This window comes from Bacillus sp. ISL-46 (assembly GCF_018613205.1).
On sequence record NZ_JAGGQR010000013.1, the window covers coordinates 162,039 to 186,718 of the forward strand.

Sequence of the window (24,680 nt, forward strand, 5' to 3'; positions counted from 1 at the left end):
CTAATATGAACCCAGCATATTATATTAGGATACCACAATTTTTTAGAAAGTTATTTTAAACACCTTTTCAACGCGTGGGAATTTATGTATTTTTTAATTTACTGTGATATCAATCACAAAAGTCTCTCCGCTTTAACTTTATAATAATCAAAAAATAGGGGAAAAAATAAAAGTGGATGGTGACGAAATTGGAATACAAACTTAAATCGCTTTATGAGGAAATAGGCGGGCAGGAAACAATTGATAAACTGGTCAATGCCTTTTATCCGCGAGTATATGCTGACCCTGAGTTAAGACCATTGTTTGAAGGGGACATGGAAGAAATTAAGCGCAAGCAGCGAATGTTTCTCCCGCAGTTTTTAGGAGGTCCGGCCCTTTATTCTCAGGAATTTGGTCCGCCAGCAATGAGAGGGCGGCATCTACCATTTGAAGTAACACCGAGAAGAGCTGCATGCTGGCTTCGCTGTATGAAGGAAGCATTTGAAGAAATTGGGCTTGATCAACAACCAGCAGGGCAGGCCTTTTATGATCGCTTAACGCAAGTGGCTGGAATTATGGTCAATAGCCCGGATCGTGAATAAGAACTAGTTAAATGTTAACAGGCTCTTCTCAGATTGAGAGGAGCCTGTTGATATACTCATACTATTTTTTTAGTTTAGCCCAAGTTGCATCTAAAGCTTTTTCTGTTTCTGCTTTAGATTTTTGGCCGCCAACATAGGCTTGAAGGGAAGCGCCAAATTCTTGTCCAGCACCATCAGGATATTTCATGAACTGCCAAGAGTAGGTTTTGCCTTCTTGAGAGTATTTCTGAAGTTCTGCACCTAGTGGTCCAATATCTTCTGCTTTTGCTTCAATTGTTTTAAAAGCAGGGATGTATTTGAATTCCTTAACTAATGCTGTTTTACCTTCTTCAGATGAAACCATCCAGTTTAAGAAATCTTTTGCCGCTTTTTTATCTGCTTCAGGAGCTTTGTTATGAACTACCCAGTTTGTTGGTACGTCAACCATTAATTTATCTGCTTGTGCTGCATCATCAGTCAGTGCCAATGGAATGAAACCAACTTCCATGCCAGGACTTAATTTATCTAGCATCGGCTGGATCCAGTTACCTTGCTGAATCATTGCTGTTTCGCCGTTGGCAAATTGTGTTACTTCTGTATTGTAGTCAGTTGTTAATGGATTTTTATTACCATATTTAATCGTTAGGTCTACAAGCTTAAAGTAGTCATTGAAGTATTTGTTGCCTTCAATTTTTGCTGTACCTTCGTTTAAGCCTTTAATGAAGTTTTCGTCATCCGCTTGTTGGTAAGCGAACGGAACGTTAAGACCATGGTTTGCTAAAACCCACCATTCAGCATAGCCAACAGAGAAAGGAGTAATCCCGGCAGCTTTCAGTTTTTTCGAAGCAGCTTCTAAATCCGTGAAGGTTTTTGGCAGTTCTGTAATACCAGCTTTTGCAAATAACTTTTTATTGTAGGCAAAACCATAGCCTTCCATATTAACAGGTTGACCATAAATTTTTCCATCGATTGTCATAGGAAGTAATGCGCTCTCATAGGCATCTTTTACCCAAGGCTGGTCGGATAAATCTTCAAATTTATCTTTCCATGTTTGAGCCTCTTGATAACCGCCATTACCAAAGATATCAGGAGCTTTGTTGGAAGCAAACTTTGCTTTTAAGGCTGCAGAACCATCTGCGCCACCGCCAACTGTTTCAATATTAAAGGTAACTTCTGGATGTTCTTTTGTATATTGGTCTGTTAATGCCTTTAATTGGTCAGCGATTTCAACTTTCCCATTAAAAAGATCAACAACTACTTTCCCGTCTTTGCTACCGCTGCTTTTTTTATCACTAGATGCACTGTCGCTAGAACAAGCTGTTGCTAATAGAAGTGAAGCGGATAGTACACCTGCAAGTAAAGAATACTTTTTGATCCCCATTAAAATTCCCTCCTGTTTGTAAAATCTATTTTTATATTAGTCTCTGCTATCTGTCAAACAGATAGCAGAGGTAGTTCCCCATAACTAAATTATTACTACTTAATTGATCCGCTGGTAATCCCTTTAATAATGTGTTTTTGCATCGCAAAGAAGAAGATTAACAACGGAATGATGCCCATAACCAATGCTGCAAGTGCTAAATCCCATTGCTTTGTATATTGTCCAAAGAAGGAGAACGTTGCTAATGGAATCGTTTTTAATTCCGGATCCTGAAGAACAAGTGATGGTAATAAGAAGTCATTCCAAATCCATAAGCTGTTTAAAATGACGATCGTAACCGTAATCGGTTTTAATAGTGGAAAAACGATTCTCCAAAATACGCCAAACCTTGAACAGCCATCGATAATTGCTGCCTCTTCAAGCTCGACGGGAATTCCTTTGATAAAACCGTGATACAAGAAAATAGTCATCCCTGATCCAAAGCCTAAGTACATAATGACAAGACCCCAGACGCTATTTAAAAGTCCAAAGGTACCTGCTGTTTTGATGAGCGGGATCATGATTGATTGAAACGGAATAATCATCGCTGCAACGAAAATCATGAAAATCACGTTACTGATCTTCTTTTTTGTTCGGACCAGCATGTACGCCGCCATTGAACAAAAGATAACAAGAACGATATTACTCACAACTGTAACGATTAAGGAGTTTGAAAATACCTTCAGATAGTTCAGTTTTTCGTAGGCGCTCACATAGTTCTCAAACTGCAGCACGGACGGCAGGGCCGAAGTGTTAGTTAAAATCTCAGCAAACGGTTTTAAGGAGTTTGCTATAACATAATAGAAAGGGACTAAAAAGGCTAGGCCAAGCAGGATGGCAAGGATTTCAACAATAAATGTTTTTCCTGTGTACCTGTTTCCCATTAGGACTCAACCTCCTTTTTCTTCGAATATGTCACTTGAATTACAGAAATAGCTGCGACAACAAGGAAGAAAATAAGTGCTTTTGCTTCACCAATTCCGTAACGGTTATTAACAAATGCTTCTGTGTAAATATTAAGCGCTAACATTTCCGTTGACTTAAATGGACCGCCATTCGTCAGGGAAAGGTTTGCATCAAAGACCTTAAAGGATGATGCCGTTGTTAAAAATAAACAAATGGTAACAGCTGGTGCGACGAGGGGCATGGTGATGTGACGAAGAATCTGCCACCTATTTGCACCGTCAATTTTCGCTGCTTCAATTAATTCTTGAGGAACGTTCTGTAATGCTGCAATATAGATAATCATAATGTAGCCTGCACCTTGCCATACACTGACAATCACAATTCCCCAGAAGGCGGTATTTTTATCGCCTAACCAAGCTAATTCAAAAAGAGGGATACCAGTAAGTGCGCCGATGGAGGCAAAGCCTTTGACAAAAATAAACTGCCAGATAAAGCCTAATAAAAGACCGCCAATCAAGTTAGGCATGAAGAACACTGTCCGTAAAATATTTCTCGTTTTCAACATTTGGGTGACAAGTAACGCTAACCCAAACCCAATTGCATTTGTTAAGATAATGGCAACGACTGTATATTTCGTTGTAAGTTTAAAGGAAGCTTGGAATTGCTTGTCCTCGGTGAAAATGTACTTGAAATTGTCCAAGCCCACCCATTTAACCGCTCCTGTGATTCCGTTCCAGTCTGTAAAGGCATAATAAATTCCTGTAAAGAAAGGAATCAGAACAATGAGCATAAAAGCTAATAAAACGGGTCCTACAAATAGAGCAAATAATCCTGCTTCTTTCAGTTTCTTATTTTTATTTAAGGAAACTGACTTCGATACTGCTGCGTTTTTTGGATTTACTAATACTGAGGATTCAACTTTTTCCACCTTACTTTGCATATTCATTACCTGCACCTCCATAATTTCATTTTAGAGAATAATAAAAATTATGAAACGGCTTACATTGACCAGTAGGGTGGAATATATTGAACAGTCATTACTATTGACAAGTCAATATATGCCATAGGAATGGATATAGATAGTTGTTACAATGGAGAAAATTCATTAATTGGAGGAAGGTTAGTTCTATTTTTTTCATATAACTAACCAAGATGATATGCAGTGGGGAATTCGTAAAAAGCTTATTATATTTTTAATACTAGTAACGGTTCTGCCTTTTGGAAGTTCGATCGCGATTACTTATTACCAAACAACACAGTCTCTTAATAATCGCTTTGTTTCAACCAATCATGACCTGATTGTCAAAGGTGAAGATGAACTAACTGTTTATTTGGAAGATGTGGCCCAGATGTCGTCCGTTCTTTACCGATATACACCATTTATGAATGTGATGAGGGATGGGCTATCACAGAATTTAAACACTAATCGGGAAGAAGTTCGACGAGCTCTTGCTTATTTATTTAATACACGGCCTGAGATTGAACAAATGCACATTTACATTGATAAAGGAAAGGATTCCTATACTAATTATCATTCTAGAATTAGCGGCAGAGCAAAGTATGAGAGTATCCTTTCGCATCCTTATTATGCACGATTAAATCGATATAAAAGCCTTTTTTCCGTTATTGAACCGCCCCATGAAATGTATAGTTATAACAATATATCAGTTATCCCAAACTCGGAAATGAAAAATGTCCTAAGCTTTCATAACATCCTTCGTGACGTACCGTCAGACAAGCTATTAGGCTTTTTGTCTATTGATATTAATCTTTCCAAAATAGGTGCGATTGCCGGCCGCTTATATACAAAGGACATGGAAGACTTGTACATTATGGATGAAAAAGGAGTTATTATATACTCCTCCAATGAATCAATGATCGGCAAGGAAAATAAAGAAAAGTGGTTTGGGAAAGTAAAAAAGGAGTCCGCCTCCAGTAAAAGTACGGAATGGAAGGATAAACACTTCTCGGGTGTGATTGTTCACGATAAGTTTTCCGCCCCCTACAAGAATTGGTATATTGTGAAACGAATTCCTTACAATGTACTCTATCAAGGTGCAAGAGAAACGGCCTTAATCAACATTTTGATTGGTATCGTGACGCTCGTTATTGTGTTAATTGCGACCATGTTTGTTTCATTTAAGATAACCGCACCGATCAAGGTATTAATTGATAACATGAAAAAAGTAGAAAAAGGTGAATTTGAGGCGGATTTTGATTCATTAGGAAACGATGAAATTGGGATGTTAGGAAGGCATTTCAAAGTAATGATTACCAAAATCAATGATTTAATTGAGCGAGAATATAAATTGGAGATAGAAAATAAAGAATCACAGCTGCGCGTATTGCGGTCACAAATTAACCCGCATTTTTTATATAACGCCCTTCAATCGATTGGTACCTTGGCGTTGAAATCGAAAGCCGTTCCTGTCTATTCCTTACTCACTTCATTATCGAAAATCATGAGATACAGTATGAATATGAAGGAGGACATTGTCCCTTTTATTTCAGAGCTGATGCATGTTAAATCCTATTTATTGTTACAAAAACAACGCTTTTACGAGCAGTTCGAATTTGAATTAAATGTCTCAAAAGAAGTACAAGAAATCATGATACCGAAAATGATTTTGCAGCCCATTGTGGAAAATTGTTTTAAGCATGGCTTTGATCAGCAGGTAGGAAAAGCATTTATTCAAATTGAGGCGAGTGTTCAGGATGACGCGTTGGTTTGCCTTACTGTAAAAGATAATGGAATAGGCGCAAATGAAGAACAGTTGAAAAGTATCAGGCAGGAATTATATCATGGTGTGTCAAAAGAAGAGAAGCATAGAGAAACGATTGGCTTAAAAAATATATATGACCGCTTACAGATTTATTACGCGAATCAAGCACACATGACTATTAACAGTAATGAAGAAAGTGGTTTTACGGTGACCGTTCAGTTTCCAAAGGTTATGCAAAAAGAGGTGGAGCATTCATGAGAGCATTAATCGTTGATGATGAAAAGCACGTTCGCGAAGGAATTAAGATCCTGGGTGATTGGGAACAAAACGGAATTGATGAAATTTATGAAGCCGGAAATGGAGAAGAAGCAATACAGTTAATTCAAAAGTATAAGCCAGAGATTATTTTTTCAGATATGAAAATGCCAAAAATGGATGGCGTCCTGCTTTTAGAATGGATTAAAGAAAATCAGCCAACCAGCAAAACTATTGTTGTGACAGGTTATGATGATTACCACTACATGCGCAAAGCCATTCATTTCGGAAGTTCAGACTATCTCCTAAAGCCGATTGATCCCGAAATCTTAAATCATACGTTGGAAACAGCTGTGGATGAATGGAAAAAGGAAGCTTTAGACAGGGAGAGAAAAGAAAGCAGCTCTCAATTAATCAATGAAATGAAGCCGGTTTATCGAGACCGCAAGCTTACCCAGCTAGTAAATAGCGATAACCTGAAGGGAGATTTGTTTAAGGATTTTGGAATCCATCCGTCTCACAATTATCAAGTAGCCCTTGTTCGGATTAATGGAAAGACAATTGAGGCATTTCAAGGAGATCGAGATTTAGCCTACTTTACGATTTTGAACGTCATTAACGAAATTATGATGGAAAATGAATGTGGAATTGGATTTCGTTACTTATCCAATAAAGGCGAAATTGTGATTATCTTTTGGAACAAGTTTGAGCAAATAGGGGAACTATTAAAACAAATCTTTAAGATGCTAAGAGGTACAATGACTATCTCTTGTCCGATTGTTTTAGGTAAACTGGTTAATGAGAATTCCAGCTTAATTGAGTCCTATCGTCATGCTAAGCAATTATTTTTTAATCGTAATATTTTGGAAGATAGAGAAACTCGCGTCCATGTGATAGAGGACCTTCCAAGTCATGGATTAAGGAACCTTATGGACTACTCTGCTAGCATAGAAATGGCTGTACAAGCTGGGGAGATTGGGGCCTTTGTTGAAGTAATCAACCAAATCGAGTCTGATTTTACAGAAAACCACTTTCTATCATTAAAACAGCTGTTCCATTTAGAAAATGAATATTTGGTGATCAGCAATAGATGGTTTAAGCATTATAATCTACCTGTTAAAGCAGCTGAAGACATCGAAAAACGAATTGATATATTTTTTGATGTAAACGGTCACTTTATGCTTGAAGAATACAAACAGAGAAAAAAACGAGAGATTGCTATCTTTTTGAAAAAAGTTAAGAAAGGAACCCTTCAGAAACATAGTAACATCATTTATGATATTGAAAAGTATTTGCAAGCGAACTTCGATCGGGATGTAAAACTGCAAGAGATCTCCGAGCATTTTTATATCAGTCGAGAATATATCTCGAGAAAATTCAAACAAGAATTTAACGTCAATATATCCGATTATATTGTGAAGTTTCGGATGAAGAAGGCCAAAACATTATTAAAAAACAGCCAGTTAAAAATTTATGAAATTGCTACTATGATAGGGTATCAAGACGACAAATATTTTCGCAAAGTATTTAAAAAGGTTGAGGGCATTACCCCGAATGAATATCGGGAAGCCTATATGAATCAGAAATGAGCAGAGCCGAAATCCGGTTTCTGCTTATTTTATGGATTTAAATATCCCGTGGTAAGTTGATAGGGGATATGTTAAATTGAATAGATAATAATAGTCAAAACTAATAGATTGAGCCATAGAATGTAAGGGTTTTCTTTTTTGTTTGGGGGGATACCATGTTTTTTTCCTTACGCAATCGCCTATTTATTATTTTTACTTGTTTGTTAACAATTCCATTAATCATTTTATCGATGATAATCCCAAGTTGGTTTACATCAATTATTGAAGATCAGACCCAGGAGTTAACAATAGAAGCAATGGATCAGTACTCGCTCTATATTGACTTGATTACAACGCAGGCGGAGGATTTAGGAAAACAGGTCCTAGTCAATCAAACGACTCAGCAGTGGTTAAAGTTAGAAAAAAAGGATGCAAATATTCCGAAAGAACAGAGCTTGTTACAGAAGAATCAACTGAAAATGATGCTATCATCAATGATGGTGAACAATTCAAATGGTATGTCTATCTCAGTCGTTCTGAATAATGGTGAGGGGGCATGGGGCAATACCCCCAACTTACACAACCTAGATTGGTTTAAAGACTTTACGATCAATGAACAACGATTTGTAAAATCACATATTGATCCATATATGCCAGCACAAGGAAATAGTAATAGTTATATTTTGCCCCTCGTTGATTTGAATACGGTTGTTTCATACGGATTTATAAAGGTTAATTTCCCTTCATCTTTGCTAGAAACAGCCTTACGAAAAATCACGATCGGAAAAAATGGACATGCTTATTTATTGGATCAGCAGGGAGCAAATGTATTAGAGGGGAAGATCGATACCCCAAAAAGGGTATTAAAAAATAGTTTAACTAAAATAAAGAATAATACCAAACAAAAAGGTTTATTAGAAACTGATTATCAGGGAGACAAATACTTTGTTTTTTTCCAAAAGTTAGCAGTTGGTGATTGGATTCTTGTTAGTGAAGTGACCAAGTCTGACTTATTCTCAAAAGTTAATATTCTACAGCGAAACTTACTTATTACTAGTGCGATTGTGTTTTTAATAACAATCTTTGCGTCGTTCATGCTCTCTTCCAATATCGTAAGCCCTTTAGGAAAACTAGCAAAAGCGATGAAATTTATCGAGCATGGGGATTTTTTAGGTGCAAAACGCTTTATGCCAACCATTAAATCGTCTAATGATGAAGTTGGTTATGTGATTAAAGTATTCGACCATACCGTCGATCAATTGAAGCATTTAATTGAAATAGAATATGAAGCCAACATCCGTCGAAAAGATGCGGAATACAAAGCCCTATTACTGCAAATCAATCCTCACTTTTTGAACAATACACTCGAAATCATCGGAGGATTAGCTGTTCAGGGGAAGAATAAAGAGGTGATGAATGTAAGTATCTACTTAGGCCGGATGATGAGGTATTCATTGAATACACAAAATGACGTCGTGAGATTAGGTGAAGAAATCAGCTATATTCGCAGCTACACCGACATTTTAAAGGTGAGATATGAGGATGCCCTCACGATTGATATTGTAGAGGATCCGGAGACAAGAAATCTCTCTATTATTAAATTCATCCTCCAACCGCTCGTAGAAAATGCCGTCAAATATAGTTTTATAGAAAAGATCACGGCTGAAATTTTTATTAAAACGAAAAAAGTGAATAATCAAATAATGATAGTTTTAGAAGATAAGGGGATTGGCATGTCTGAAGAAGTGATATCAGACTTAGTGAGTGAAGAAACAAAGAATGAAAGGATTAGTGTCCTAGCGAGCAAAGGAAACAGCATTGGTCTAAAGAATGTCCTTGGGCGATTAAAGCTTTACTACGGAGAACGCTTTTCCTATCAGATTGAATCTGAAAAGAATGTAGGCACGAGGATTACATTATGTATAAATTTTGATAGAGGTGATATACATGATGAAGGTCATAATCACGGATGATGAAATTCAAATTCGTAAAGGTTTACGAATGAAGGTGGATTGGGAAGAAGAAGGTTTTGAAATTGTTGGCGAAGCTTCTAATGGGAAAGATACACTTGAATTGCTTGGTTGCATGGATATTGATTTGGTCATAACAGATATGAGAATGCCCATTATGGATGGCATTGAATTCGCTAAACGTTGTCAGCAGGAATTTCCAAAAGTAAAAGTAATCGTATTATCGGGTTATTGCGATTTTGAATTGGTACGTGGTTCCATGAAGGAAGGGGTTAGAGACTATCTGTTAAAACCGGTAGCCCCGGATGAATTAGTAGAAGCATTACGAAAAATCCGTAAAGAAATAGAGGAAGAGAGACGAAAACAAGTGGAAACGGCCCAGATGCGTCATCTGGTTCACACCCAATTGCAAGAAGTGCAGGAACAATACTTGCTCTATTTAGTAAAAGAGGAATGGTTACAGCTTAAATTGGTCATTGAAAGACTGCGCCAGCTTCAGATCGAGGACCTTGTAAATGAGGACGCAGTTGTCCAATTTGTCACCGTGGAAATTAGAGAGAGTTATGGCAATCCCAATCGATTAAAGGAACTCTGGCTTCCTTTCCAAATGTTATGCAAGGAAATTTCAAAAGAGAATACAGGAACTTATTCGTTTTACGACCCAAGCTATTCAAATATGGTTCATTTTCTAATACGAATAGATATAAATAGTCCTTCTAATTTGGTTGAAAGGGTACAACAGAATGTGAAAAGGTTGTTGAGTTTAGAAACGGTGATTGGAATCGGAAATGTTGTCAAGGGTCTAGCTAGCTTTAAGACAGGTTATATTTCCAGTTTGCTTGCTTGGAGTCAAAGTCAACTTGGCTCGCAATCACAGGTGATTGATGCCGCGATAACGAAAGAAGAAGAATTTGAGTTTTCACCTGATTTTGAAAGAAAGTTAACAAATACGATTGAAAATGTTCATTTCGAGGCGTTTAAGGAAAATATTCAACTATTATTACAAGGGAATGGATCGATTTTGTCCTTTTCATTTGCTGCCAATCGAGTGTTATTTTTGTTAGGGTCACTGGCAAAAAAATATGATATTGAAACTAAAGATATTCAAAAAACGATTTGGAATTGCCAACAAAGTATATGGGAACTTAATTCGCAAAGTAAAGTGCTTGAAAACCTCCTTCAATTAGCCCAGCTAATTATTGAAAAGGTACGTATGGCGCGGTTTTCGAACGGGAAATTAATCGTTGATAGTGTTCGGCATTATCTAGATCAGCATTATGCTAGTGAAATTTCACTTACCTTATTATCGGAGCTCTTTCATATCAATAGTGCTCATTTATCGGAAACATTTAAAAATTATGTCGGGCAGAATTTTAGTGATTATCTGGTGAATTTACGAATGGACAAAGCCCTGGAGTTTTTAAGAGATAAGCAACTAAAAATCATTGATGTAGCAAACTTAGTTGGCTTTTCTAACTCCGGATATTTCAGTACTGTTTTTAAAAAACACTTTGGAAAAACCCCTGTTGAATTCCGTAATGCCTTAGATGTTTAAGTTTTCAAGAAAGAAAGGGAATGTAGATGAAAAAATGGTTCACTATTTTTGCAATTATACTTTTGGGTATTTTAGTGTATGCGTTGTCCTTTTTTGATACATTCTCTGGTAGCAGCCAAAAAGAGAGAGCGGAAAAACCAAAGGGTTCCGAACGAACTGAGTTGACGTTTTGGCGAAATAGTGGAAATACGGGTGAAAATAAAGCATTTGAAGAATTAGTTTCTGCTTTTGAAAAAGCAAACCCCAATATCTCGGTGAATATGAAGTCGATTCCATATAGTGATTATGAAATAAGACTGCGAACAGAACTTGCAGCAGGGAACCCTCCGGATATTTTGACGATAGATAGTCCAACGCTGGCTTTATATGCAAATACCGGATCGTTATTATCAATCGACCCATTTATGCGAAAAGAGGGGGAGATTGATGATATCCCTGCCTCTACCTTGCGAGGATTAAGTTATAAGGGTCAAATTTACCTTGCACCGATTGTGGAGTCTAGTATTGCTTTATTTTACAATAAACATTTATTTAAAGAGGCAGGCGTCCCTTTTCCGTCTGAAGATCCTAATAAACCATTAACATGGGATAAAGTGTTAGAGATTGCTAAAAAAGTTAATAATCCTGCTAAATATGTGATCGGTATTGACCCGGCTCAGAGTTTTAATGATGGAGAGTCCCCCGCTTATTTTAAAACACCGCTCCTTTGGCAGTTTGGTGCTAATATTTTAAGCCCCGATGGAACTACGGCAAGTGGGTATTTAGATTCAAAAGAGTCATTGGAGGCCCTACAATTTTATCAAGATTTGTATCATAAATATGGAGTTGCTTCGCTAGAAATACCTGGTGGTGCATTTGAAGAAGGAAAGCTGGCGATGACTGTGCTTGGTTCTTGGACACTTGCAGATTTGGAAAAAAATCACCCTGAATTCAAGCTGGGAGAAGATTTTGGAATAACGCCACTGCCAAAGGATAAATGTCAGTTTGTTCCAAATGGAGGATGGGCGCTCGGAATCACCTCTAAATCAAAACACCCGCAGGAAGCATGGAAGTTTATTAAATATGTGACAAGTTATGAAGGAATGAAAAAGTATGTAACTATAACAGGTGATATTCCTGCGAGATTCTCTGTAGCAAAAGCTTTTCCGGAGCTAAATGAGTATCCTAAAAACATATTTTTACAGCAAACTCAAAAATTTTCAAAGAACCGCCCTGTTACTCCTGCTTACCCCGTTGTCAGTGAAGCAATCAGAACATTGTTTGAGGATGTTGGAATCGGCAGGAAAGATGTTAAGACTTCGGCGAGGGAAGCTGTAGAAAAAATCAATATAGGTCTAAAAGAAATTCAATAAAATGGGGGCAGGGATTAAATGAATAAACCTGAAATAACCATGAAAAGTCTCACACCAATCCTTCGTATATTTGATGAGTCTAAAGCCAAAGAGTTTTACTTGAGTTTTCTGGGATTTGTGCTGGATTGGGAGCATCGATTTGAGGAAAATATGCCGTTGTATATGCAAATATCCTATAAAAATTGTATCATTCATCTTTCTGAGCATCATGGTGATTGCTGTCCAGGTGCAGCGGTGAGGATTGAAGTGGGGAACATCGAGTCATTTCATTCACAGCTTCTTTCAAAGGATTATAAGTACGCCCGTCCTGGCATCGAAGAAACTCCATGGAAAACCAAAGAACTATGCATTCATGACCCGTTTGGCAACAGAATAATATTCTTTGAGAGCATCTCCTCTAGTTAAGGAACTATGGGAGTTTTTTTGTCTGAAAAACCTCCCAATGGTCCGGGCTGTTTATGATCAAGGTTCCGAAGGACAAAACTCCACAAGGGAACAGGAAAAATGTCTATCGTAAAGGTTCCGAAGGACAAAACTCCACAAGGGAATAGGAAAAATGTCTATCGTAAGGGTTCCGAAGGACAAAACTCCACAAGGAATAGGAAAAATGTCTATCGTAAGGGTTCCGAAGGACAAAACTCCACAAGGAAACAGGGAAAATGTCTATCGTAAGGGCTCTGAAGGACAAAACTCCACAAGGAATAGGAAAAATGTCTATCGTAAGGGCTCTGAAGGACAAAACTCCACAAGGAATAGGAAAAATGTCTATTATAGAGATTCTAAAGATCACTCATAAAAAGTCCAGTTACGAACACCTACTCTTTTAAAGTTTCTCTCTAGAATCCTGCTTATTCTTTTCTTAGATTCAACCACCACACACCATTCGTGAACAAGATTGGTGGTTATCTTTCGATCCGGAAATAGGAGCTTGATTTCATCCACCATGCCCAAAACAGCAGATTCAACTACCTCTTCGCACCCACAATCACCACACACTATTTTCTTTCCTTGGATAAACATCGATAACGAACTGCATACTTTACAAGTTACCCCTTTTTTCAACTGACTATACTTAAAAGTGGGTACCTGGGAATATTGCGATTCCGTCTGATGCAACGAAACTAGTTTTTCAGCAATCTTTTTATGCTGGGTTGTTAGTTTTGACGGTTGCGCATTTAAATTTTCCATAAGTGCGTCTAGCTGCGTTGGATAAATTATGGGTTCGTTTACGGGGGCTTGATATAAAGTAAACCGTGGGTTTATAAAAACAACATATCCCTCAATTGGTAAATTATATCCGTGTTTTTGGAGTAATTGGCGAAGCAAAGATTTGCTGCGTCTCAACTGATCCAGTGGATTCTTAATTTCCTTTTCAGCCAGCGTTTCGAACCGGACGTTTCGAAAACAATAATCGCCTTCATAATTTTTTACTTCAAAAAAGCTAATTTTCTTTTGAAAAATGATAGTGGTATCAAGTTGGAAGGTTGTGTTGTTAACGTTTAACAGCAAATCATTTAAAATATAACACTCACTCTTAACCTTTTCTGTTAATAAATCAAACTGAACTTCACCCTCAAAGCCTTTTTCTTGGTACAAATAGTACTTTTTCTCGTCAACGGTTTGATCCATTCTCTTGTTTAAAATCCTTAGAATAATTAATTTACCTGGGACAGTTCGTGCTTTAAAAGGCATCTCCCACTTCCTCTCATATGTTTTAACAATCCACCTTAATCATAAATAAAAAAACAAAAGAAATGCGTGAATACTTTGTTAATTTTCCTAAAAGTAAATGGAACCGTTTCCAACTGCCGAAAATTTTAAACGTCCATTTCCGAAGATATTAAACTCTCTCCTTTTCCAAATTTGCTAAAGTTAAAACCAGATAAAGAAAAAAGCTATTAGATAGGAGGTTAAGAGCTTGCAAGAGTTAGTAAATGTTCAAAAAGAACCAGTTGTACAGATCCAAGCGGAAAAGAAAGCAGCTTCGAAACTGACAGGCAAATTGGAATATATCAAGAAAAACTATCATCTTTATTTGCTTATCGCTCCAGCTGTTATTCTAACAATCATTTTTAAATATATTCCGATGTATGGAGCCATTATTGCCTTTAAAGATTTTAGTACGATCAAAGGGATTTTAGGAAGTGATTGGGTCGGATTTGATAATTTCACCAAATTCTTATCTTCACCTAACTTTACTGACATTTTTATGAATACGCTTAAACTCAGTTTTTTTGGCTTAATCGTTGGGTTCCCTGTCCCTATTATCCTTTCATTGATGCTTAATCAACTACGAAGGGCGGCCATTAAAAAAAATATTCAACTCGTGCTCTATGCACCAAATTTTATTTCTGTGGTTGTAATTGTTGGTATGGTGTTTATTTTCTTATCACCAACAGGCCCTATCAATCAACTGGTTAGCTTCATAACTGGAAAGCCGCTTATGTTCATGTCAAATCCAGATTATTTCCGATCAATCTATATTATCTCTGGTATTTGGCAGGCGGCAGGCTGGTCATCGATTATCTACGTGGCGGCTTTATCGAATGTTGACCCTGAATTACACAATGCAGCAACGATTGATGGAGCAAATATTCTTCAAAGAATGATTCACATCGATTTACCGACATTGAAACCATTAATGGCAGTAACATTTATTCTGGCTGCTGGAGGGATTATGTCGATTGGATTTGAAAAAGCATATTTAATGCAAACCGCAATGAATTTGCCTTCTTCCGAAATTCTGCCAACTTATGTGTATAAAGTAGGTTTGCAGTCCGGCGACTATGCTTATTCAACAGCTGTTGGCCTGTTTAATTCAGTCATTAACGTAATCTTGTTAATCGTAGTTAATAAAATCGTTAAGAAGTTAAACGAAGGTGAAGGTTTATATTAACGAGAAAGGAGTCTTGATATGAATATAAAGCACACCCGCATAGACCGAATCATATTAGGCTTTAATAATATCTTTCTATGCTTAGCCGTATTAATCGTGTTAGTTCCCTTGGTATATGTCGTTCTTGCGTCATTCATGGATCCAACGGTGTTATTAAATAAAGGGATTTCGTTCAATTTTTCAGATTGGAGCTTTAAAGGATATCAGTTGATTTTATCCAATGATGCGATGGTCCATGGCTTTATCAATTCTATTCTTTATTCAGTAGGATTTGCCGTTATAACCGTTGTGGTTTGTATTTTTGCTGCCTATCCATTATCGGTAAATGGCTTTGTCGGGAAAAATTTCTTTATGACACTATTTATTATCACCATCTTCTTTGGCGGTGGACTTATCCCAACCTACCTGGTTGTAAAAGACCTTGGAATGTTAAACACCCCATGGGCGATTTTACTACCGGGCGCCGTGAATGTTTGGAATATTATCCTTGCAAGGACTTATTTTAAAAGTATTCCTTATGAATTACATGAAGCAGCAAAGGTGGATGGAGCATCCGATCTATTAATCTTCTTTAAAATTGTTTTGCCGCTATCTAAACCTATCATCTTTGTTTTAGCGATGTATGCGTTTGTTGGTCAATGGAACTCTTATTTTGACGCGATGATTTATCTCGAGGATCCGAAATTGCACCCATTACAATTAGTTTTGAGGTCAATATTGATTCAAAATCAAACTGGACCAGGAATGATTAGTGATCAGCAGGCTATGGCTGAACTTAAAAAGCTTTCAGAAATGATCAAATACTCATCGATTGTTATTTCTAGTCTGCCGCTTATTATCATGTATCCATTCTTCCAAAAGTACTTTGAAAAAGGTGTCATGGTGGGTTCATTGAAATAATGAGCCAATTTAATAGATTTTATTGTAAATGCTTACACACAATATTTAGGAGGGTAATGATATGAAAAATGTAAAAAAAGTTATGGCTTTATCACTTGCTACGATATTACTAGTTTCAGGCTGCAGTAACAGCAGCAAAAGTGAAACTGCATCATCAAAAGAGTACAAACTAAAGGATGTTTCCTTTCCTTTAAAAGAAAAAGTGACATTGAATTTTATGACCCAAAGCTCACCATTAGCGCCGGCTGATCCTAATAAAAAAATAATTTATAAGCGTTTGGAAAATCAGTCGGGTGTTCATATTAAGTGGAAAAACTATACCTCCGATGCTTTTATTGAAAAAAGAAACCTGGCAATGGCGAGCGGCGATCTGCCGGATGCCATCCTCGATGCAGGTTTTAATGACCATGATCTATTAAAACTTGCAAAAGATGGTGCGATTGTTCCTGTGGAAGATTTAATAGAGAAGTACATGCCTAACCTACAAAAGGTTTTGGAGGCAGCACCTGAATATAAATCAATGATGACTGCTCCTGATGGACATATTTACTCTTTCCCATGGATTGAGGAGTTAGGTTCAGGAAAAGAAAGTATTCACTCGGTTGATGATTTCCCATGGATCAATGTGGAATGGTTAAATAAATTAGGGTTAAAAATGCCGACAAACACAGAAGAATTAAAGCAAGTATTGATTGCCTTTAAAACAAAAGATCCAAATGGCAACGGAAAAGCGGATGAAATCCCGATGTCGTTTATTGGAAAGCAAGCAGGCGGGGAAGACCTAGCATTCTTATTTGGCTCGTTTGGCCTTGGTGAAAACTGGGATCATACGGTTGTAAGCAATGATGGAAAAGTTACGTTTACTGCATCAGATAAAGGGTACAAAGAGGGAATGAAATTTCTCAATGAGTTATATAAAGAAGGTCTAATCGATGTTGAAGCGTTTGAACAAGATTGGAACACGTATCTAGCAAAAGGCAAAGATAATCGTTATGGTTTATATTTCACTTGGGATAAAGCAAATATTACTGGTATGAATGACAAATATGACCTAATGAAGCCGCTAGCTGGTCCAGATGGCCAAGTGAATGTAGCCAGAACCAATGGAATGGGATTTGATAGAGGCAGAATGGTTATCACAAGTGCGGATAAGAACATTGAACTGACTGCAAAATGGATTGATCAATTATATGAACCAAAACAATCAGTTCAAGATAACTGGGGTACGTATGGTGATAAAACCCAACAAAATATCTTTGAATTAAATGAAGCGGCAGGAATGCTAAAACATTTACCTTTAAAAGGAACCGCGCCAGTGGAATTAAGACAAAAAACAAATATCGGCGGACCATTAGCGATTTTAGATGAGTATTATGGAAAGGTTACAACAAAACCAGATGATGCTGCATGGAGATTAGGATTAATGAAGGATGTTATGACTCCTCATATGACCGCAGAAAATATTTATCCTAGAGTTTTCTTCTCACTAGAAGATAGCGATAAACTTACAACAATTGAAACGGATATGTTTGCTTTCGTTATGAGAAAACGGGCCGAATGGATTCAAAATGGCAAAGTGGAAAAAGAATGGGATGGATATTTGAAAGAATTAGACCGCTTAGGATTACAAGAGTGGTTAAAGATTAAACAAGCAGGATACGACAGGAACACAAAATAAACGATTTTAAGTAATAGGGGTGAGGTTGTACTGTGCAAGCATACGTACAGCCTTGATCCAATTTAGAATGATAGAAATTCATAAAAAATGGCGATGAAGAACAAATCTGATTGAAAGCCAGTAAGATCTGTCCTTCATAAGGTTGATGAAAGACAAATCTAACGGAAAGCCAGTGAGATCATCCCATCATAAGGTCGATGAAAGACAAATCTGATTGAAAGCCAGTGAGATCTGTCCATCATAAGGTGGCTGAAGGACAAATCTAATAGAAAGCCAGTGAGATCTGTCCATCATAAGGTCGATGAAAGACAAATCCAACGGAAGCTAGTGAGATCTGTCCATCATAATCGAAATAAAAGATATTAAGAGAAAACAAAGGAGTGACACATAATGACACAACGATATAAAGAAAAGCATCGTCAGCAGTTTCATTTTTCACCTGAAGAAAAATGGATGAACGACCCGAATGGAATGGTCTTTTTTAATAATGAGTATCACCTTTTTTATCAATACCACCCATTTGGGACCACATGGGGCCCGATCCATTGGGGGCATGCGGTTAGTAAAGATCTAATTCATTGGGAACAGCTGCCGATCGCGTTATATCCGGATGAGCATGGAGCCATATTCTCTGGAAGTGCGGTGGTGGATTGGAATAATACATCAGGATTATTCCAGAATGGACCTGGGTTGGTTGCCATTTATACAAGCGCGGATAACTATCCAAACTCCGACAGGCCGCGTCAGCGTCAAAGTCTTGCTTATAGTACCGACAATGGAAGAACATGGACCAAATACGAAGGGAATCCAGTACTTTCTGATGTAAACATTACTGATTATCGCGATCCTAAAGTTTTTTGGCATGCAGTAACGAATAAATGGGTAATGGTATTAGCTACTGGACAATCCGCCACCATTTATACTTCTCCTAACCTAAAAGATTGGGAGTTTGCTAGTGAATTTGGAAATAATGCTGGGTCACATGACGGCGTTTGGGAATGCCCTGACCTGTTTCAATTGCCAGTAGATGGTGATGAAAACATCCAAAAATGGGTCCTGTTTGTCAGCATTGGTGATAATCATGATTTCAAAGAAGGTTCAAGAACACAATATTTTATAGGTGATTTTGACGGAACAACCTTTGTAAATGAAAATACTGATGAAACAATTCTTTGGATGGATCATGGCAGGGATAATTATGCAGGCGTAAGTTGGTCTGATATCCCAGCTGAAGATGGAAGAAGAATTTATATTGGCTGGATGAGCAATTGGCGTTATGCCAACCAGGTCCCAACGGAGGAATGGCGTAGTGCGATGACATTGCCAAGAGTATTATCGTTAGCTTCCAACGAGGCTGGAGTTCGCTTGATACAAAAAGTAGCAGCGGAAATCGAGACAATTCGAAAAAGTTCAGAGGTTTATCAAGACCTTACGGTTGAAGCAAACCAACCTGCAATCTTTAACATGTTCAGTCCATTAATGGAAGTGAGCATTCAACTTGAAAACCAAACTTCAAATTCTTTTGGTATTGTTTTTCAAAACTCTGAAGATGTAAAAACAGTGGTTCGTTATGATGCAGAAAAGGAAATGCTACTAGTCGACCGGACGAAAGCTGGAGATAATAGTTTTTCAGAATCTTTCCCGGCTGTACAAGAAGCTTATGTAAAATTGGAAAATCTGCAAATTATTATTGATACTTCATCAATAGAGGTATTTGCAAATGATGGAAAGGTAGCTTTTACTAGCTTAATCTTTCCAAACCAACCATATGAGAAAATTGTTATATTTTCAAACGAAGGAAATATCCGAGTGTCTTCATTAAAACTAACAGAACTAGATTCCATTTGGGGGAAGTAACTTTATTTTTAGGCAAAGCTCTAATCTAATTAATTGGGTTAGAGCCTTGTTTTTGGAAGAGAGGGCAAAGGATGAAACCAACTTTGATAAAATGGACTTCTGTATTTTTGTCCATCGTACTTATCGCTGCCTCCATGGGCACGATTCTTGTTGATCCTACAACAGGCTGGGCAACCGAATCGAATGAAACTGGAAGTAAAGAAACGCGGGAGGGTGCGACAATTATTGAAAGTGTATCCAAAGCAATTACTAATCTGACAGACTGGAAAATTAAAGGGAAAGGCACGTTAGAAGACACAGAACAGGGACTTTTGCTTACTTCAGAACCTAAAGAGAATGTAATGGCTATATCAAGTGTTAATTCTGAAGATTTTATTTATGAATCGGATGTAAAAATAATAGACATGAATGCGGACGCCACCCTAGTATTCCGTTCTAATGAAGATGGCTGGGACTCGTACATGCTGCAAATCGTTCCAAATGCGGGAATCATTCGTCTTCGTGATGCTCGTGACGAGAAGAAATTAAAAGAGGAATTCCAAGTTAACCTGCAAGAGGGAGGAATCTATCGAAGGTGGTTGGAGATCATATCAAAGTTTATTGGGGGAATCAGTATGCTCCTATTATTGATGTCCATAATGCTACATATCATAAGGGTTTTCTTGGCCTTAATGTATGGGATGGAGCAGCGTTGTTTCAAAATGTAAAAGTTAGCGAACTTTCTACAAATCTAGGCCCTTCCCTATATAAGGAAGGAAGCTGGGAACCAGCAATCAAAGGTCTGAAGGGAATTGCTGTTGATGGTGTGAAAGCCAAGCAAATCTACAATAAGAGTGCAAGCGACTTTGTGCTTGAAGGAAATATTTCTTTTGATCAAGATCCATCGGAAGCAGCACTTTCATTTCGTACCAATGAACAAGGAACAACTGGTTACCAGGCCGTGCTTATGAAAGAAGGAAGTACTGTCAAAGCACATTTGGAGAAGGCGGACGGTACTGTGCTCAAAACATCTGACCGCACCTATATAACCGAAAAAGGTGCTAAACACCATCTTGAAATTATAACAAACGGCAATCAAATCGAACTTTATGTTGATGGATATTCTGAGGCAGCTGTAAAAGTGGCGGATATGAGTTACAGTACTGGATTTGCCGGATTTTCTGTAACATCAGGTTCTGCTTACTTCCAGGATATTTATCTTGTTCCAGCATCCAGCTATTACAAAGAAAAATATCGACCGGATTATCATTATACTCCAGCTCGAGGCTCTGTAAGTGATCCGAATGGGCTCGTCTACTTTGAAGGCGAGTATCATTTATTTCACCAAGATGGGGGGACTTGGGCTCATGCAGTAAGTAAGGATATGGTGAATTGGAACCGTCTCCCTATTGCTTTGCCATGGAATGATTACGGGCATGTTTGGTCTGGTTCAGCTGTAGCAGATCTAAAAAATGCTTCCGGTTTATTCAGCAATTCTGGTGGTAAAGGGCTTATTGCCTACTACACTTCCTTTAATCCGGATGGAACAAATGGTAATCAGCGGATTGGTCTTGCCTACAGTACTGATCAGGGACGTACTTGGGAATATTCAACGGAGCACCCAATTGTCATTGAGAATCCGGGCAGGAATGGAGAAGATCCAGGCGGCTGGGACTTCCGTGATCCTAAAGTTGTCCGAGATGAGGCAAACAATCGATGGGTCATGGTTGTATCTGGAGGAGATCACATTCGCTTCTTTATTTCTACTAACCTAATTGATTGGAAGCTTACTGATAATTTTGGTTATGGAAATTATGTTCATGGCGGTGTATGGGAATGCCCTGATCTCTTCGAACTTCAGGTAGACGGTACGGAAGAGAAAAAATGGGTTTTGATGATTAGTACAGGTGCAAATCCAAAGACGCAGGGATCCGATGCGGAGTATTTTGTAGGGCATTTGACAGCTGATGGTAAATTCGTCAATGACAATACAGCAGGTAAAGTACTGAAAACGGATTACGGGAAGGAGTTCTACGCATCTATGTCCTTCGCCAATATGCCGGATAACCGCCGTGTGATAATGGCATGGATGACCAACTGGGATTATCCATTCGCTTTTCCAACTATGGACTGGAAAGGAGAACTGACTATTCCGAGAGAATTAAGATTGGTGAAAACAGATGAAGGGATAAGACTTGCACAAGCTCCTATTAAGGAAATACAGTCGATTCGCAGTACCATTTTCCAGACACAGAACAAGGTAGTCAATCCGACTAATGCTTCCAACTTGTTGAAGGGAATCTCTTCAGGAGCATTTGAAATAGAAGCGGAGATTGAAATTCCTTCTACCAGCAAATTAACCGAATTTGGTTTTCATGTTCGTGAAGGGGCCGACCAAAAAACAGTCGTGGGCTACAAAACAGCAGATAATCAAATATTTGTAGATCGTGCGGAGTCAGGAGAGAAGGATTTCTCCAGCCTTTTTTCCACTTTACATGAAGCTTCTTTAAAACCGGATAATAAACGTATCAAAATGAATATATTTGTAGACGATTCGTCCATTGAAGTATTTGCTAATGATGGGAAAGTTGTTTTTTCTGATGTTATTTTCCCGGATCCTTCAAGTCGCAGTATGAACTTCTACACCAAGGGGGGAGATGTAAATATTGTATCATTAAAGGTACATTCGCTAGCAAATACCTGGAATCAAAATGCGGATGAGGATACAAGAATTGTAATGGATACAAATCAAAGAGAGATGAATATTGGCGATGCTCTAACGTTGTTTGCTTCCGCGGAGAACCGAAAGGGAAAGGGAACTCAGCCAATTAAATGGACATCTAGTGATTCGAATGTAGTGAGGGTTGACTCCTTCACTAACTCCAATGCAGTACTTAAAGCAGGAAGCAAAGGGGAAGCAATTATTACAGCTTCTGCAGCAAATGGAAAGGCTTCAGCAAGTGTAGTTGTTAGAGTGTATGATGGTGAATTCTATACTAATCTCACTGGATGGAAAGCAGATCTTTCTGCCTCCCAATGGACCATCACAGAAAATGGAATCCGTGGTACGTATACAAGTGATGCAAACTATATGGCCAAGGAAACGGCATGAGACTTTACTTATGAAGCAGATATGATACTGGGACAATCGGGAGGAGCAGGTTCCATTCTGTTCCGGGCAAGTGAAGACGGTAGAAGCGGTTATTCTTCAATCTTGATCCGAACATGAAGGCTTTTCGCCTTTTTTACAAGATTGACGGTCTCTTCGTGGACCGTATGGTCATTGCGAAAGTGCCTGCCTTTATTCAACCAGGAAAGACATATAAAGTGAAAATCGAAGCAAAGGGTCCTCACATTCAGATTTATGTGGATGGTCAAAAAATCATGGATTTACAGGATGGAACCTTTGCTGAAGGCCATTTTGGTTTAAATGTCTTTGGAGGTCAAGCTTACTATCAGAATGTCAATGTCAGCAATATGTCAGAAGCAAACTTAACCGTAACAAGCTTTACGAATATAGCAACAGGCAAAGCGATTTATACTGCTAATTCTCAAAACGGTGAGCCTGTGACCGTAGCTGATGCAGACAAAGCTATAAACTGGACTTTGATTCCGACAGGTGATGATTATGGTTCTTATTCCATACGTACAGAGGCCGGCAAAGCTATAGATCTGGATACAGGGCAAAATAAAATTCAGCTGTACAACTATCTTGGCTATAATAATCAGCGCTGGATAATTACCAAAAATGATAATGGAACTGTAAGAATCACTTCTGTTCATAATGGCAAGGCACTCGAAATATCGGGAGAGGGAATTTTGACACTTAATGATTTGAATCTGAATCTAGAGCGTCAGCAGTGGACACTTTCGTCTGATATAAAATAAAGAAGTAAAAAAAACGCAAATTATCGTTAACTTCCAGTGATAAGTAATTTTATTTTTCGGCAGAGCTCTAATCAAAGGTTAGAGCTTTGTTTTTGCAAGGCCATGAAAAAGTTACTATATAGAACAATTTGAAAGGACGGTTGAGCTAAAATGAAAAACAATTCATCAGTCATTTGTATTGGAGAATTATTAATCGATTTTTTCTGTACAGATGTGGACATGGACTTAGTCCAAGGTCAAAATTTTGAAAAAGAGGCAGGGGGAGCTCCTGCTAATGTTTGTGCTGCGATTGTGAAATTAGGGGGCAGTGCTCTATTCAGTGGAAAAGTTGGAAATGATCCGTTTGGTCATTTTTTAAAAAATATATTAGAAGAAGTGAATGTCGATACCTCTATGCTTGTACTAGATAATGAGCATCCTACAACTCTAGCTTTTGTTTCATTGAAAGCAAATGGAGAAAGAGACTTCGTATTTAATCGCGGGGCAGATGCTTTTTTAACTGAAGACGAGCTTGATAAAGAAAAAATAATAGAATCGAGTATTCTACACTTTGGTTCAGCGACCGCTTTATTAAATGATCCCTTTCAATCGACTTATTTACATGTCATGCAGGAAGCAAAGGACGAAGGTAAATTTATCTCATTTGACCCTAACTATCGAATTGACCTTTGGAAAGGGAGAAGAGACCAATTTGTAGAGTTAGCGCAAAAGGGAATCGCTATCGCTGATTTTGTAAAAGTAAGCGATGAGGAATTAAAAATTATCTCTGGCATGAACGATTTAAGTGATGGAATCGAAGTTCTACATCAACTGGGAGCATTAGTCGTTGCGGTTACTTTAGGAAAAGAAGGAACGATGATTTCTAATGGGCAAAATATGGAGATGGTTCCAAGTATAAAAGTAGATTCTATCGATTCTACCGGTGCGGGTGATGCATTCGTAGGCGCAACACTTTACCAGTTGGCTAGAGCAACAGAACCAAAGAGAGTTTTAAAAGACTTCGAACAACTGAAACAAATCATGTACTTTAGTAATAAAGTGGGAGCAATGGTTTGTACGAAAGTAGGCGCCATTTCTTCCTTACCAACTCAAGAGGAAGTCATCCATTTTCAAGAGACGCAGCGGGAAATATTAAACAGCCTTTCTTTTTAAAGGAGGGCTGTTTCGAATACC

16 protein-coding genes and 1 pseudogene are annotated in these 24,680 nt (G+C 38.0%); 13 read left to right on the plus strand and 4 right to left on the minus strand.

Translation table 11 applies throughout. The annotated features are described in order from the left end of the window. Positions 1-176: 176 nt before the first annotated feature. Positions 177-581, plus strand: coding sequence for a globin domain-containing protein (locus tag J7E67_RS07835; protein WP_214715107.1), 405 nt, complete (start codon positions 177-179; stop codon positions 579-581). A gap of 61 nt (positions 582-642) precedes the next feature. Here the strand turns inward: J7E67_RS07835 and J7E67_RS07840 are convergent, their stop codons facing one another. The 3 genes from J7E67_RS07840 to J7E67_RS07850 form a co-directional block, all read right to left on the minus strand. Beyond that, positions 643-1,941, minus strand: a complete 1,299-nt coding sequence (locus tag J7E67_RS07840; RefSeq protein WP_214715109.1) for an ABC transporter substrate-binding protein — start codon at positions 1,939-1,941, stop codon at positions 643-645. Between the two features lie 95 nt (positions 1,942-2,036). Continuing rightward, a complete protein-coding gene (locus tag J7E67_RS07845; RefSeq protein ID WP_214715111.1) occupies positions 2,037-2,864 on the minus strand; it encodes a carbohydrate ABC transporter permease in 828 nt (275 codons plus the stop codon). Then, positions 2,864-3,832, minus strand: coding sequence for a carbohydrate ABC transporter permease (locus J7E67_RS07850; RefSeq protein WP_214715113.1), 969 nt, complete (start codon positions 3,830-3,832; stop codon positions 2,864-2,866). Before J7E67_RS07850 ends, J7E67_RS07845 begins: the two co-directional genes overlap by 1 nt. Before the next feature lie 211 nt (positions 3,833-4,043). On the opposite strand from J7E67_RS07850, the gene J7E67_RS07855 reads away from it, so the two are divergent. The 6 genes from J7E67_RS07855 to J7E67_RS07880 all read left to right on the plus strand — a co-directional run bounded on the left by J7E67_RS07855 (position 4,044) and on the right by J7E67_RS07880 (position 12,714). After that, the gene (locus J7E67_RS07855) at positions 4,044-5,867 is read left to right on the plus strand and encodes a sensor histidine kinase (protein WP_214715115.1); all 1,824 of its coding nucleotides are present in this window, start codon (positions 4,044-4,046) and stop codon (positions 5,865-5,867) included. Continuing rightward, positions 5,864-7,453, plus strand: coding sequence for a response regulator transcription factor (locus tag J7E67_RS07860; RefSeq protein WP_214715117.1), 1,590 nt, complete (start codon positions 5,864-5,866; stop codon positions 7,451-7,453). The genes J7E67_RS07855 and J7E67_RS07860 overlap by 4 nt, the downstream gene beginning before the upstream one ends. Before the next feature lie 155 nt (positions 7,454-7,608). Further along, the gene (locus J7E67_RS07865; protein ID WP_214715119.1) at positions 7,609-9,405 is read left to right on the plus strand and encodes a sensor histidine kinase; all 1,797 of its coding nucleotides are present in this window, start codon (positions 7,609-7,611) and stop codon (positions 9,403-9,405) included. Then, positions 9,380-10,957 carry a response regulator transcription factor gene (locus J7E67_RS07870; protein ID WP_251026623.1) on the plus strand — a complete coding sequence of 526 codons (1,578 nt, stop codon included), beginning with the start codon at positions 9,380-9,382 and terminating at the stop codon, positions 10,955-10,957. Before J7E67_RS07865 ends, J7E67_RS07870 begins: the two co-directional genes overlap by 26 nt. A gap of 26 nt (positions 10,958-10,983) precedes the next feature. Then, positions 10,984-12,309, plus strand: coding sequence for an ABC transporter substrate-binding protein (locus J7E67_RS07875; protein ID WP_214715121.1), 1,326 nt, complete (start codon positions 10,984-10,986; stop codon positions 12,307-12,309). An 18-nt stretch (positions 12,310-12,327) separates the two neighbouring features. Beyond that, a complete protein-coding gene (locus tag J7E67_RS07880) occupies positions 12,328-12,714 on the plus strand; it encodes a glyoxalase superfamily protein (RefSeq protein WP_214731321.1) in 387 nt (128 codons plus the stop codon). Between the two features lie 381 nt (positions 12,715-13,095). Here the strand turns inward: J7E67_RS07880 and J7E67_RS07885 are convergent, their stop codons facing one another. Further along, entirely contained in the window at positions 13,096-14,001 is a 906-nt protein-coding gene (locus J7E67_RS07885; protein ID WP_214731323.1) for a nuclease-related domain-containing protein, read from the minus strand. Positions 14,002-14,269: 268 nt separating this feature from the next. On the opposite strand from J7E67_RS07885, the gene J7E67_RS07890 reads away from it, so the two are divergent. From J7E67_RS07890 to J7E67_RS07915, 6 genes and pseudogenes are all read left to right on the plus strand, one after another. Continuing rightward, positions 14,270-15,205 carry an ABC transporter permease gene (locus J7E67_RS07890; RefSeq protein ID WP_246869768.1) on the plus strand — a complete coding sequence of 312 codons (936 nt, stop codon included), beginning with the start codon at positions 14,270-14,272 and terminating at the stop codon, positions 15,203-15,205. Between the two features lie 18 nt (positions 15,206-15,223). Continuing rightward, on the plus strand, positions 15,224-16,105 hold the full coding sequence (locus J7E67_RS07895; RefSeq protein WP_214715128.1) for a carbohydrate ABC transporter permease: 882 nt from the start codon (positions 15,224-15,226) through the stop codon (positions 16,103-16,105). A gap of 61 nt (positions 16,106-16,166) precedes the next feature. Then, entirely contained in the window at positions 16,167-17,783 is a 1,617-nt protein-coding gene (locus tag J7E67_RS07900; RefSeq protein ID WP_214715130.1) for an ABC transporter substrate-binding protein, read from the plus strand. 390 nt (positions 17,784-18,173) lie between these two features. After that, positions 18,174-19,640: a glycoside hydrolase family 32 protein gene (locus tag J7E67_RS07905; RefSeq protein WP_214715132.1), complete on the plus strand. Its 1,467-nt coding sequence runs from the start codon at positions 18,174-18,176 to the stop codon at positions 19,638-19,640. Between the two features lie 134 nt (positions 19,641-19,774). Beyond that, positions 19,775-23,507 (plus strand): annotated as a pseudogene (locus J7E67_RS07910) (GH32 C-terminal domain-containing protein). A 150-nt stretch (positions 23,508-23,657) separates the two neighbouring features. After that, entirely contained in the window at positions 23,658-24,659 is a 1,002-nt protein-coding gene (locus tag J7E67_RS07915; protein WP_214715134.1) for a carbohydrate kinase family protein, read from the plus strand. The last annotated feature ends 21 nt before the right edge of the window (positions 24,660-24,680 follow it).